This is a genomic window from Luteimonas flava (genome assembly GCF_036584485.1).
Classification (GTDB): domain Bacteria; phylum Pseudomonadota; class Gammaproteobacteria; order Xanthomonadales; family Xanthomonadaceae; genus Luteimonas; species Luteimonas flava.
This window is the reverse complement of sequence record NZ_JAZHBM010000003.1, coordinates 517,167-530,106: the sequence shown is the minus strand read 5'-3', so window position 1 is coordinate 530,106 and position 12,940 is coordinate 517,167. Positions and strand designations below refer to the sequence as shown.

8 protein-coding genes are annotated in these 12,940 nt (G+C 68.6%); 6 read left to right on the top strand and 2 right to left on the bottom strand.

The features are described 5' to 3' along the window. Window positions 1–36: 36 nt before the first annotated feature. Window positions 37–687, bottom strand: coding sequence for a TIGR00645 family protein (locus tag V3391_RS14780; protein ID WP_332079204.1), 651 nt, complete (start codon window positions 685–687; stop codon window positions 37–39). A gap of 366 nt (window positions 688–1,053) precedes the next feature. After that, window positions 1,054–3,414: a GH92 family glycosyl hydrolase gene (locus V3391_RS14775; RefSeq protein ID WP_425497269.1), complete on the bottom strand. Its 2,361-nt coding sequence runs from the start codon at window positions 3,412–3,414 to the stop codon at window positions 1,054–1,056. A 135-nt stretch (window positions 3,415–3,549) separates the two neighbouring features. Here V3391_RS14775 and V3391_RS14770 point away from each other — a divergent pair, with 135 nt between their 5' ends. The 6 genes from V3391_RS14770 (at window position 3,550) to V3391_RS14745 (ending at window position 12,902) form a co-directional block, all read left to right on the top strand. Continuing rightward, entirely contained in the window at window positions 3,550–4,629 is a 1,080-nt protein-coding gene (locus V3391_RS14770; protein ID WP_332079203.1) for a LacI family DNA-binding transcriptional regulator, read from the top strand. Between the two features lie 17 nt (window positions 4,630–4,646). Then, window positions 4,647–5,936 (top strand): sugar MFS transporter, encoded by a 1,290-nt coding sequence (locus V3391_RS14765; RefSeq protein ID WP_332079202.1) that lies wholly within the window; start codon window positions 4,647–4,649, stop codon window positions 5,934–5,936. Window positions 5,937–5,938: 2 nt separating this feature from the next. Continuing rightward, on the top strand, window positions 5,939–6,934 hold the full coding sequence (locus V3391_RS14760) for a carbohydrate kinase family protein (RefSeq protein WP_332079201.1): 996 nt from the start codon (window positions 5,939–5,941) through the stop codon (window positions 6,932–6,934). Further along, window positions 6,931–8,229, top strand: coding sequence for an AGE family epimerase/isomerase (locus tag V3391_RS14755; protein ID WP_332079200.1), 1,299 nt, complete (start codon window positions 6,931–6,933; stop codon window positions 8,227–8,229). Before V3391_RS14760 ends, V3391_RS14755 begins: the two co-directional genes overlap by 4 nt. Then, a complete protein-coding gene (locus V3391_RS14750) occupies window positions 8,226–9,680 on the top strand; it encodes a glycoside hydrolase family 47 protein (protein ID WP_332079199.1) in 1,455 nt (484 codons plus the stop codon). The genes V3391_RS14755 and V3391_RS14750 overlap by 4 nt, the downstream gene beginning before the upstream one ends. A 198-nt stretch (window positions 9,681–9,878) precedes the next feature. After that, window positions 9,879–12,902: a TonB-dependent receptor gene (locus tag V3391_RS14745; RefSeq protein ID WP_332079198.1), complete on the top strand. Its 3,024-nt coding sequence runs from the start codon at window positions 9,879–9,881 to the stop codon at window positions 12,900–12,902. Window positions 12,903–12,940: the final 38 nt, after the last annotated feature.

The window sequence follows — 12,940 nt, the reverse complement described above, 5'->3', positions numbered from 1 at the left end:
TCGATGCTGCCACAGATGGCCGCGCCCGCGCGGCGCTTAGTGCACGACGTGTTCGCGCTTGGCGGTGCTGTTGGTCATCAGCCGGTCGGTGTAGGCGATGCCGATCGCCGAGAGGATGAAACCGCCGTGGATGATCGTCTGCCACATCACACCGGCCTGGGTGACCTTGGTGCAGACCGGCGCGGCCAGCGACAGGCCCGAGGCGAGCGCCTGCGCGTGGGCGGTGGCGGCGGTAATGAAGTCGGCCGAACCGCAGACCGGCAGGCCCACGTCACCGGCGGCGATGAAGGTCTTGAGCAGGTGGATCGACGAGATGCCGATGATCGCCATCGCCAGCTTGACCTTGAGCACGCTCGCATTGACGTGGCTCAGCCATTCCGGCTGGTCGGGGTGGTTCTGCAGGCCCAGACGCGAGACGAAGGTCTCGTAGCCGCCGACGATCACCATCACCAGCAGGTTGGAGATCATCACCACGTCGATCAGGCCCAGCACCAGCAGCATGATCCCCTGCTCGGTCAGGGTGTTGGCATCGGTCACCAGATGGGTCAGTTCCTTGAGGAACAGGAACACGTAGACGCACTGCGCGACGATCAGGCCCAGGTACAACGGAAGCTGCAGCCAACGCGATCCGAAGATGACGTAGGTGAGCGGGTTCATGCGCGTCGGCGCGACGGGCTGGATCGACATGGCGGGCGTGTGGCCGGGGGTGGGGTGCGCGGAGCGTAGCGAGGGCCCGTGACTTTGCCAATCGCCGGGTCTGGCGGTTCGCGCAGGCCGTCGAACGCCGTCATGGCGCGCTTTGCCGGGAATGCTGCAGGGCAGCGCTCCGGCGTGGCGCCGGGGTCACGGACCCGCTCGGCGCGGGCAGCGAACGGCGCGCGCCAAGCAGGAGATTGACAGCGTTGTCATGCGCTGGGTACAACGCACCCCGCGGTGCCATCCGGCAGCGCGTCCGGATCTGGGAGGGTCGGGAATGTCGTCGACGCGCCTCGCGCGAACGGCGGACGCGGCCTATGCCGCGCCGCCCGCGTACCGGTGGACCGCCATCCGCGCTCAGCGCGCGGCGGCGGCCGGCGTCGTCGAATACGGCGCCTCGGCCCCGGCGCCCGGCCAGGCCTGCGACGGCTCGGCCTGCATCGTGAACCGCAGTTCGCCGCCGGCGAGGATCTCGGCGTGACGCAGGAACGCGCGCTGCAGCGGCTTGCCGTCGAGCGTGACGCTGCCGATGTAGTCGTGGCCCTGATCGAGTCCGTCGGCGACGACAGTGAACTGCCTGCCGTTCGGCAGCTTCAGGGTGGCGCGCGGCAGGAACGGCCGGCCGATCACGTACTCGCCGCTGCCCGGCGCGACCGGATAGAAGCCCAGCGCGGTGAACAGATACCAGGCCGACATCTGACCGAGGTCGTCGTTGCCGGCCAGACCGTCGGGCCGGTCGGCGTACTGCGTGTCCATGATCGTCTTCAGCCGCGCCTGCGTGCGCCAGGGCTGGCCGGCGTAGGCGTAGAGATACGCGACGTGATGGCTGGGCTCGTTGCCGTGGGCGTACCAGCCGATCAGGCCGGTGATGTCTTCCATGTGCTCGAAGATCGACGGATCGACCTCGGCCTCGAAGGCCGCATCGAGCCTGCCGAGCAGCGCGTCGGCGCCGCCGTGCGCGGCGGCCAGGCCGGCGACGTCGTGCGGCACGTACCACGAGTACTGCCAGGCGTTGCCTTCGGTGTAGTCGGTGCCGTAGCCGCTGGCGGTCGGATCGAACGGCGTGCGGAAACTGCCGTCGCGGTTCTTCGCGCGCATGAAGCCGGTGCCGGGATCGAAGGCGTTGCGCCAGTTCGCGGCGCGCGTATCGAAGCGGCGCGCGATGTCGGTGCGGCCCATCGCCTGCGCCATGCGCGCGATCGTCCAGTCGCCATAGGCGTATTCGAGCGTCTTCGACGCGGCCTCGCCCTCCTCGTCGATCGGCACCCAGCCCAGTTCCATGTACTGGCGCAGGCCGTCGTAGGGGCCGTAGGACGCGCTCGCGACCATCGCGTCGAGCGCGGCGTCGGCATCGAAACCGCGGATGCCCTTGAGATACGCGTCGGCGATCACCGGCACCGCGTGGTAACCGATCATCGTCCACGTCTCCTGCCCGTGGAACGACCACACCGGCAGGATGCCGTAGGGACTGCGTCGCCGGTGGGCGAGCAGCGAGTCGACGAAGTCGGCGTTGCGCTTTTCGGGCTGCACGATCGTCAGCAGCGGATGCAGCGCGCGATAGGTGTCCCACAGCGAGAACGTCGAGTAGTGGGTGAAGCCGTCGGCCGTGTGCACGGCCTGGTCCGGCCCGCGATAGCGACTGTCGACATCCATGAAAAGCGTGGGGCCGAGCAGCGTGTGGTACAGCGCGGTATAGGCGCTGCGGCGGTCCGGCTCGGGCGCGTCGATGTCGAGCACCGACAGCGCTTCGGTCCATTCGGCCTTTGCGGCGCTGCGCACGCGGTCGAAATCGAAGTCCGGCACTTCGACATCGAGATTGGCGATCGCGCCGGCTTCGTCGACCGACGAGATCGCAACCTTGACCACGAGCGGCGCATCGAGCTTGCCGAAATCGAAGGTGCCGACCAGTTGCCGGCCTTCGATCTGCGCGCGTTCGCCCGGACTGCGGTCGCCCGGCGGCGCGAAGCCCTTGTAGGCGATGTCGGTCTCGGTGTTGTGGAAGGCGTGTCCGGTCAGCGGACGCGAGAAACGCATCGCGAAGTACAGCTGCCGGCCCGGCGCCCAGCCGCGGGTCTCGCGGAAGCCGGTGATCGTGCCGTCGGGCATCTGTCGCAGCCGCGACCACAGGATCTTGCCGGGGTAGTCGTACATCGACGTGCGCAGGTCGAGCAGCACGCGCGCATCGGTGTCCTCCGGGAAGGTGTAACGGTGCACGCCGGCGCGCGCGCTCGCGGTGAGTTCGGCGCGCACCCGCGCATCGTCGAGGGTGACGGCGTAGTAGCCGGGCCGGGCGATCTCGTCGTCGTGGCGGAAGCGCGAGGCGTAGCCGCTGCCGGGCACGTCGGGATCACCGCGTTCGAGCTTCTCGGGGCCGGTGACCGGCATCAGCAGCACGTCGCCGAGATCGGAATGGCCGGTGCCGGAGAAGTGCGTGTGCGAGAAGCCGACGATGCTGGTGTCGTCGTAGCGGTAGCCGGCCGCCCAGTCGTAGGCCTGCGCGCGCGGCTGGATGCGCGTGTCCGGGCTCAGCTGGACCATGCCGAACGGCACCGTCGCACCGGGATAGGTATGGCCCTCGCCGCCGGTGCCGATGAAGGGATCGACCGACGCGTAGGCCTTCTCGCCCACGTCGCGCGCGTCCGCCAGCGCCGTGCCCGCGCCCAGCAGCGCGCCCATCGCGAATACCGCCTGTGCCATCGCCGCTCCCAGCTTCGCCATCGCGCCCTCGATTGGATCGGTTCAATGGCGGCGAACCTAGCACCGGTGCGCCGGCACCGCATGCTGCGCCGCAGGATGCCGTGGGCCGCTGCAATGGTCACCATGCGCGCGTCTGAACCGGTTCAAATTCCTGGCATGTCTCCGACCCGACGCGTGACCCTGGCCGACATCGCGGCCGCCTGCGGACTGTCCAAGGCGACGGTCTCGATGGTGTTGCGCGACAACCCGCAGGTGCATCCCGACACCCGCGCGCGGGTCCGCGCCGAGCTGGAGCGCCAGGGCTACGTCTATCACCGCGGCGCGGCCAGCCTGCGTCACGGCGGCGCGTCGAATGCAGTGGCGCTGGTCGTCAACGATCTGGCGAATCCGTTCTTCGCCGAGTTCGCCGCGGGCGTCGATGCGGCGCTGGCCGAAGCCGGTCATGTGCTGCTGCTCGGCAGCACCGGCGAGTCGGTCGAGCGCCAGCAGGCCGTGCTGGCCTCGCTGGTCGAGCACGCACCGGCCGCGCTGATCCTCTCGCCCGCCGAGCACAGCAGCGCCGCGCGCCTGCGGAAAGTCTGCGGGCCGCGGCTGCCGGTGCTGCTGTTCAACCGCACACTCGACGACGGCGGCATCGGCGACTGGGACTATCTGGCGCTCGACAACCGCGTCGGTGCGCGCCTGGCGACCGAACACCTGCTCGCGCAGGGACATCGCGCGATCGCGTTCTTCGGCGGCCATCGCGAGTCGAGTTCCTGCGGCGAGCGTCGCGCCGGCTATCGTGAAGCGCTGGCCGATGCGGGCATCGCGCCCGATCCCGCGTGGTTGATCGAATGCGCGCCCACGCGCCTCGAGGCCGCGCGGCAGACGCCGGCGCTGTTCGCGCGCGATCCCGCACCGACCGCGGCGGTCTGCTACAACGACGCCGTCGCGCTGGGCCTGATCGCCGGCCTCACGAGTTGCGGCCGCCGCGCCGGCCACGACTTCGCCGTCACCGGTTTCGACGACATCGCCGAAGCCGCGTTCGCCTCGCCACCGCTGACCACCATCGCCACCGATCCGCGCGCCCGTGGCCTGCAGGCCGCGCGACTCGTGCTCGCGCGCTTGCGCGGTGCGCTGCCCGACCCGCCCCACACCACCATCGCCCCCGTTGCGCTGCAGATCCGTGCCAGCACGGCCGCCGCGCCCGACACCGCATTCCAATCGCCCGCCCGGGCCCGAGGTAGCGCCGCATGAATCCGTCCAGCCGCACGATGTCCAATCCCGCCGCGATCGCGGTGGTCAGCCTGATCTTCTTCACTTGGGGCGGCCTGACCAGTCTCAACGACGTGCTGATCCCGCATCTCAAGGCCGTGTTCTCGATGAACTACACGCAGACGATGCTGATCCAGTTCACGTTCTTCGGTGCGTATTTCCTGATGTCGATGCCGGCCGGCGCCGTCGTCGCGCGGGTGGGCTACAAGGCGGGCATCGTGATCGGCCTGGTGATCGCGGCGATCGGTGCGGCGCTGTTCTACCCGGCCGCGCGCCTGCCGTCGTATCCGGTGTTCCTGACCGCGCTGTTCGTGCTGGCCAGCGGCATCACGTTGCTGCAGGTCGCGGCGAATCCGTACATCAGTCTGCTCGGCCGGCCGGAAACCTCGCACAGCCGCCTCAATCTGGCGCAGGCGCTGAACTCGCTGGGCACGACGGTGTTTCCGCTGCTGATCGGCCCGCTGATCCTGGTCGGGGCGGTGCTCGGCGCCGACGAGATCGCCGCGATGGGCGCGGCCGAACAGATCGCCTACCGCGCCGCTGAAGCACGCTCGGTCGAGATGCCGTATCTGCTGCTGTCCGGCGGCCTGCTGTTGATGGCGGTGTTCGTGCTGCTGATGCGCATTCCGTCGCTGCGCGAATCCACCGAGGCCAGCCCGGCGGTGCACCACACCTATCTCGAAGCGCTGCGCACCCCGCATCTGCGCTGGGGCGTGCTGGGCATCTTCTGCTACGTCGGCGCGGAGGTCGCGATCGGCAGCTTCCTGATCAACTACATGGCCGAGCCCGAGATCGGTGGACTGACCGAAGCGCGCGCCTCGCAATTCCTCGCGTTCTACTGGGGCGGTGCGATGGTCGGCCGCTTCCTCGGCGCGGCGCTGATGACCTTCATCGACGCGCGCAAGCTGCTCGGTTTCGCCGCCGGCATGGTCTGCCTGCTGCTGGTGGTCACGATGAGCACGACCGGTCACGTGGCGATGTGGAGCGCTTTGGCGATCGGCCTGTTCAACTCGATCATGTTCCCGACCATCTTCACCACGGCGATCGAGCGTCTCGGCACGCTGACCAGCAAGGCCTCGAGCCTGCTGGTGATGGCGATCGTCGGCGGTGCGCTGATCCCGCTCGCGCAGGGCGCGCTGGCCGACAACATCGGCATCCAGCATGCGTTCGTCGTCCCGCTGGTCTGCTACGTCTACATCATCTGGTACGGCCTGCGCGGCTCGCGCCTGAGTGGCGCCGCGCTGACCACGGCCGATGTGCCGGCGCCGCGTCCGGGTGCGATGCATTGAGGGTGCAGGCAACGACTGCAGCCACGCGCGACGTCGTCGCCTGCTTCGGCGAGGCGCTGATCGATTTCCGCGCCGAGCACGGCGGCGACGGCACGCGCCGCTTCATCGAACAGCCCGGCGGCGCGCCGGCCAACGTCGCCGTCGGCGTGGCGGCGCTCGGCGGTCGTGCGCGTTTCATCGGCATGCTCGCCCAGGACATGTTCGGCGACGCGCTGCATGCCGCGCTCGCCACGCGCGGCGTCGATGTCTCGCAGGTACGACGTACCGGCGAGGCGCCGACCGCACTGGCCTTCGTCGCCCTGGCCGCGGACGGCGAACGCAGTTTCAGTTTCTACCGGCCGCCGGCTGCGGATCTGCTGTTCCAGGACGACGATTTCGTCGAACACGCCTTCGACGACGTCGCCGTGCTGCACGTGTGCTCGAACAGCATGACCGCGCCCGCGATCGCGGCCACCACGCTGCAGGCGATGGCGCGCGCCGCGCACGCCGGCGCACTGGTGAGTCTGGATCTCAATCTGCGCCCCGCGCTGTGGCCGCGCGGCGTCGATCCCGCGCCGACCCTGTGGCAGGCGCTTGCGGCGGCGCGGCTGATCAAGCTCAGCGCCGAGGAGTTCGCGTTCCTGACCGGCGACGGCGATCTCGCCGGCACGATCGCGCGCCTGTTCGCCGGTGACGCCGCGGTGGTTCTGGTCACCGACGGCGCCGCCCCGATGCGCTGGTGGACACGCACGCGCGCCGGCACGGCCGACACCTTCACCGTCGAGACGATCGACACCACCGCTGCCGGCGATGCTTGCGTCGCCGGCCTGCTGCAGCGCCTGGTCGCACGCGGCATCGATGCCGACGGACTCGCAACCGCATTCGAGGACGACGCGGCGCGCGAGGATCTGCTGCGCCATGCGGCGGCCGCCGGTGCACTCGCGACCACACGCCATGGCGCGTTCGACGCGATGCCCGACGCGGCTGCCGTGCGCGCCCTGCTGGAGACCTCACGATGAGCCTGCCCGCCGCGCCACTGCCCGACTTCACCGCACAAGCCACATTGCGCGCGCACATCGCCGACACGATGGCGTTCTATCACCCGCGCGCGATCGATCCCGACGGCGGCTTCTTCCACTATTTCCGCGACGACGGCAGCGTCTACGATCGCGGCCATCGCCACCTCGTCAGCAGCACGCGCTTCGTCTACGACTACGCGATGGCCGCGGTCGAGTTCGCCGACTCGCGTCATGCCGACGACTGGCGCGCTGGCGCGATGCACGGGCTGCGCTTCCTGCGCGAGGCGCATCGCGATGCCGAGCGTGGCGGCTATGTCTGGACATTGCAGGACGGTGCGGTCAAGGACGACACCCGCCACAGCTACGGCATGGCCTTCGTGCTGCTCGCCTGCGCCAGCGCGCGCAAGGCCGGACTGCCGACGCAGGCGTGGATGGACGAGACCTGGGATCTGCTCGAACGCCACGCCTGGGACGCGGATGCGGGCCTGTACCGCGACGAGGCCGATGCGCAGTGGCGCTACAGCGGCTATCGCGGCCAGAACGCGAACATGCATCTGTGCGAAGCGCTGATCGCTGCACACGAGGCCGGCGGCGACGCGCGCTATCTGCAACGCGCGCTGCAGCTTGCCGATCACATGACGCGCCGCCAGGCGGCGCTGTCGGGCGGCCTGGTCTGGGAGCACTGGCACGCGGACTGGTCGGTCGACTGGGACTACCACCGGGACGATCCCAGGCACCTGTTCCGGCCCTGGGGCTTCCAGCCCGGCCACCAGATCGAATGGGCGAAGCTGCTGCTGTCGCTGCGCGCGCATCTGGGCGATGCCGCGCCGGCGTGGTTGCTGCCGACCGCGCGCCATCTCTACGACACCGCGCTCGCGCACGGCTGGGACGCCGAGCACGGCGGCATCGTGTACGGCTTCGCGCCGGTATCGATGCGCGAGGCATCGCCCGCGCGCGGCGCGGCGCCGCCGGATCTCGCGCAGGCGCCGATGTACTGGTGCGACGACGACAAGTATTTCTGGGTGCAGGCCGAAGCGATCGCCGCGGCCTGGCGCCTGTTCGACGCGACCGGCGACGCGCGGTACCGCGACGACTACCTGCGTCTGTGGGACTACGCGTGGCGGCACTTCGTCGACCACAGCCACGGCGCGTGGTTCCGCATTCTCGACCGGCGCAACGGCAAATACGACGACCTCAAGAGCCCCGCGGGCAAGACCGATTACCACACGATGGGCGCCTGCCACGACGTGCTCGCGGTGATGCGCGGCGCACACACCCGGAGCATCGACGCATGAGCCTTCCCCGATACCGGTTCCGCCGGCGCGCCCCCGCCATCGCATTCGCCGCCTGCGCCGCACTGCTCGCCGGCTGCGCATCGACGGCGCCGGCTGCGCGCACCGTCACCACCCACACCGTCGTGCACGTCGCACCGGACGCGCAACGCCGCCTCGATGCCAACGGCGCGGACGCGGTGATGGCCGAACGCGTCAAGGCCGAGTTCCTGCACGGCTGGCGTGGCTACCGCCAGTACGCCTGGGGGCGCGATGCCCTCAAGCCGCTGTCGAACACCGGCAGCGACTGGTACGGCGAATCGCTGCTGATGACGCCGGTCGACGCGCTCGACACGCTGCTGGTCATGGGCCTGACCGACGAGGCCGACGCCGCGCGCGAGCTGATCGCGACGCAGCTCTCGTTCGACAGGGATCTCGACGTCAAGCATTTCGAGATCGTGATCCGCCTGCTCGGTGGCCTGCTGTCCGGGTACCAGATGACCGGCGATGCACGCCTGCTCGCGCTGGCCGACGACCTCGGCACGCGGCTGCTGCCGGCGTTCGATTCGCCGACCGGCCTGCCCTACGTCACCGTCAACCTGCGCACCGGCGCAACCAGCGGCACCGAGAGCAACCCGGCCGAGTCCGGCACGCTGCTGCTCGAATACGGCACCCTCGCGCGGCTGACCGGCAAGCAGGTGTACTGGGACAAGGCCTGGCGCGCGCTCGAAGCGACCTACGCGATGCGCTCGCCGATCGGCCTGGTCGGCGAACGTTTCGATGTCGACACCGGCCAGTGGACGCAGACCCGCACCCACGTCGGCGCGCGCATCGATTCCTATTACGAATACCTGTGGAAATGCTGGCAGTTGTTCGCCGAACCGCGCTGCAGGGCCATGTGGGACACCCACATTGCCGCGCTGAACACCCACGTCGCCGACGAGGTCGACGGTGCGCTGTGGTACGGCCACGTCGACATGGCGAGCGGTGCGCGCATCGCCCCGCGCTTCGGCGCGCTGGATGCGTTCTTCCCGGGCCTGCTCGCGGTCTCCGGTGATCTCGACCGCGCCGCCCGCCTGCAGCGCTCGGCGTTCTCGATGTGGCAGGCACACGGCATCGAACCGGAAGTCTGGGATTACCGCGCCCGAAAGGTCGTCTCGCCCGGCTACCCGCTGCGGCCGGAGATCGTCGAATCCGCCTGGTACCTGTATCGCCTGACCGGCGACGACGCCTGGCGCGACATGGGCCGCGCGATGTTCGACGACTTCGTCCGCCATACGCGCACCGACAGCGGCTTCGCCGCACTGGCGAACGTGGTGACCAAGGAGAAGAAGGACGACATGGAGAGCTTCGTGCTCGCCGAGACCTTCAAGTACTTCTATCTGCTCTATGCCGACCCGGCGACGCTGGATCCGGCGACGACAGTGCTGACCACGGAAGCACACCCGCTGCGACCCGTCACGGCGCCGCCCTGATCTCGCAGCAGGCTGCTGCGTCGCAGCACGAATTCCCTGTTTTGGCCCGTTACGAATGCGTTTTCGCCCCATCGACCCATGCCCGTTGACAACGCTGTCAACCTGACATCCAATCCGCGCTGAAATACACCGCCCGCATTCCCCCGGACGCGCGGGTACACAACCGAACTGCATGCGAATCCTTGGGAGGGGAGATCCATGAAGCGATTGCACGCCGCGCCGAAGAAGCGGCTTCTCACGTCTGCGTTGTTGTTCGCGCTCGCGCCACCGCTGGCGGCGCAGGTCGCCGAGCCGGCCACCGACGGTCCCGATGCGACCACGCTCGATGCGGTCACCGTGACCGGTATCCGCGGCAGCCTCGAATCGTCGATGAACCTCAAGCGCGATGCCCGCGGCATCGTCGACGGCATCATCGCCGAGGACATCGGCAAGTTCCCCGACACCAACCTCGCCGAATCGCTGCAGCGCATCTCCGGCGTGTCGATCGACCGCAGCGCGATCGGTGAAGGCTCGCGGGTCACCGTGCGCGGCGTCGGCCCGGACTTCAATCTTGTGCTGCTCAACGGCCGCCAGATGCCGGCGTCGAGCAACGGCGACGGCAGCACCGTGTCCAACTCGCGCGCCTACGACTTCGCCAACATCGCCTCGGAAGCGATTTCCGCGGTCGAGGTCTACAAGAGCGGCCGCGCGGAAACCCCGACCGGCGGCATCGGCGCGACGATCAACATCAAGACCGCGCGTCCGCTCGACAACCCGGGCTTCCGGGCCAATGTCGGCATCAAGGGCGTGCACGACACCTCGCTCGACAACCTGCCCGACCAGTTCAAGGGCAGCTCGGTCACGCCGGAAGTCTCGGGCATCTTCAGCACCACCAGCGCCGATGGCCGCTTCGGCATCGCGGTGACCGGCAGCTACCAGGAACGCGACCTGGGCTACAACCAGGTCTCGGTGCCGGGCGGCTGGCGCGGCTTCCGTGGCGACGAGCAGAACTGGGGCACGATCCCGCAGCCCGGCACGCCGGGTTCGGAGAACATCGTCAACCGGCCCGGTCCGGACGATGTCTATTCGGTGCCGCAGAACCTCAACTATTCGGTCACCGGCGTGCAGCGTCAGCGCACCAACGGTCAGGTCGTGCTGCAGTGGGCGCCGACCGACAGCATCACCACGACGCTCGATTACACGTACTCCGAAAACAAGATCCAGCAGCAGCGCAACGACATGTCGGTGTGGTTCAACTACGGCCCGTCGTCGTCGTCGTGGACCGATGGTCCGGTCGCCGCGCCGCTGCTCTACACCGAGATCCTGCCCTTCACCTGCGCGCCCGATTCGGGCGTCTGCCGCGGCGCCGATCTGGCGATGGGCGGCGCGGACATCGCCAACCGCAACGAGAACAAGTCGCTCGGCTTCAACGTCGAGTGGGAAGCGACCGACAACCTCGGCTTCGAGCTCGACGTGCACAAGTCGACCGCAGAGACGAGCCCGGACAGCCCCTACGGTTCCGGCGGCACGCTGGGTACGGCGGCCTTCATCCGCGGCAACACGACCGCCGACTTCAGCGGTGATTTCCCGATCCTGACCGTGCAGTACCCGCCGGGCTACACCGGCCCGCGCGCGTCCGACATGCTGGTCACCGGCTCGGTGTTCCACCGCAGCTACATGAAGTCGGAAATCGAACAGGTCCAGGCCCGCGGTCACTTCAAGTTCGGCGACTACTCGCGCCTCGACTTCGGCGTGGCGGCGACGGAAGCCAACAACCGCACCGCCTACGGCAACGTGCAGCGCGACAACACCTGGGGCGGCGCGGAAGGCAGCGCCGAGGACTATCCGGACAACATCTGGATCCCCGGCAACATGGGCGACTACTTCGACGCGTTTCCGGGCAGCGGCAACCCGGCGTTCACCGACGGCTTCTTCATGTTCGACTTCAAGACCGTGCGTGATCTCGCGGCGCAGTTCGCCGGCGACGAAGCGCTGTATCTCGCGCCTGCGACCTACAACACCGATCGCCGCGTCACCGAGAAGTCGAAGAGCGCCTACATCCAGGTGAGTTCGACCTGGGACATCGGCATCCAGTTGAACGCCGCCGCCGGCGTGCGCTACGAGAAGACCGACGTCACCTCGTCGGCGCTCGTGCCGGTCGCCACCGCGCTGCTGTGGGAATCCAACAATGAGATCGGCATCCAGCGTGACGGCTCCGACTTCACCACGCTCTACGGCGACTACGCGCACTGGCTGCCCAGCATCGACCTCAGCGCCGAGCTGACCGACAGCCTGATCCTGCGCAGCAGCTACAGCCGCACGATCGGTCGACCGGGCTGGGGCGACATCCAGGGCGGACAGACGCTCAACGAACCGGTGCGCATCGACGGCGGCACCGGCCAGCAGGGCAACCCGGGGCTGGAGCCGCTCAAGGCCGACAACTTCGACCTGTCGCTGGAGTGGTACTACGCCGAGGCCAGCTACCTGTCGTTCGGCTACTTCCAGAAGAACATCGACAACTACATCGGCACGACGATCATCCAGGCGACGCCGTTCGACCTGACGACGCCGATCGGCGGCGCGTACTGGAATGCCGCGGTCGCCAATGCCTGCCCGACGACCGATCTGACCTGTATCCGCAACTACATCTTCACCAACTTCAACGGCCAGCCGGGCGTGGTTCGCGGTCCGAACGACGCGGGCGGCAATGCGACGGGCACGATCACCGGCCAGCCGGGCGATCCGATCGCGAACTTCCGCATCACCACGCCGGCCAACACCGGCTCGTCGAAGCTCGACGGTGTCGAACTCAATCTGCAGCACGTGTTCGGCAACAGCGGCTTCGGTCTGGCGGCGAACTACACCTACGTCGATAGTCCCGACCTGAACTACGACAACTACAACCTCGGCGGCCAGTTCGCGCTGGTGGGCCTGAGCGACTCGGCCAATCTGGTGGCGTTCTACGACAAGGGGTCGTGGCAGGCGCGTGCGGCCTACAACTGGCGCGACAAGTTCCTGTCCAGCGGCTTCGACAGCGAACGTCCCAACCCGGTGTACGTCGAGGAATACGGCCAGCTCGACGTCAGCGTGGGCTACAAGGTCACCGACAACCTCACCCTGCAGGCCGAGGCGATCAACGTGACCGACGAGACCCAGCGCACGCACGGACGCAACGCACGCCAGCTGCTGTACGGCACCCAGACCGGCCCGCGCTACATGTTCGGCGTCAGGTACACGTTCTGATTCCGGTGAACGCCCATGCGCCGCGGCTCCGTGCCGCG

Coding starts and splice junctions, on each gene's coding strand:
- V3391_RS14780 (WP_332079204.1), bottom strand. CDS start 687: ATGTCGATCCAGCCCGTCGCGCCGACGCGCATGAACCCGCTCACCTAC.
- V3391_RS14775 (WP_425497269.1), bottom strand. CDS start 3,414: ATGGCGAAGCTGGGAGCGGCGATGGCACAGGCGGTATTCGCGATGGGC.
- V3391_RS14770 (WP_332079203.1), top strand. CDS start 3,550: ATGTCTCCGACCCGACGCGTGACCCTGGCCGACATCGCGGCCGCCTGC.
- V3391_RS14765 (WP_332079202.1), top strand. CDS start 4,647: ATGTCCAATCCCGCCGCGATCGCGGTGGTCAGCCTGATCTTCTTCACT.
- V3391_RS14755 (WP_332079200.1), top strand. CDS start 6,931: ATGAGCCTGCCCGCCGCGCCACTGCCCGACTTCACCGCACAAGCCACA.
- V3391_RS14750 (WP_332079199.1), top strand. CDS start 8,226: ATGAGCCTTCCCCGATACCGGTTCCGCCGGCGCGCCCCCGCCATCGCA.
- V3391_RS14745 (WP_332079198.1), top strand. CDS start 9,879: ATGAAGCGATTGCACGCCGCGCCGAAGAAGCGGCTTCTCACGTCTGCG.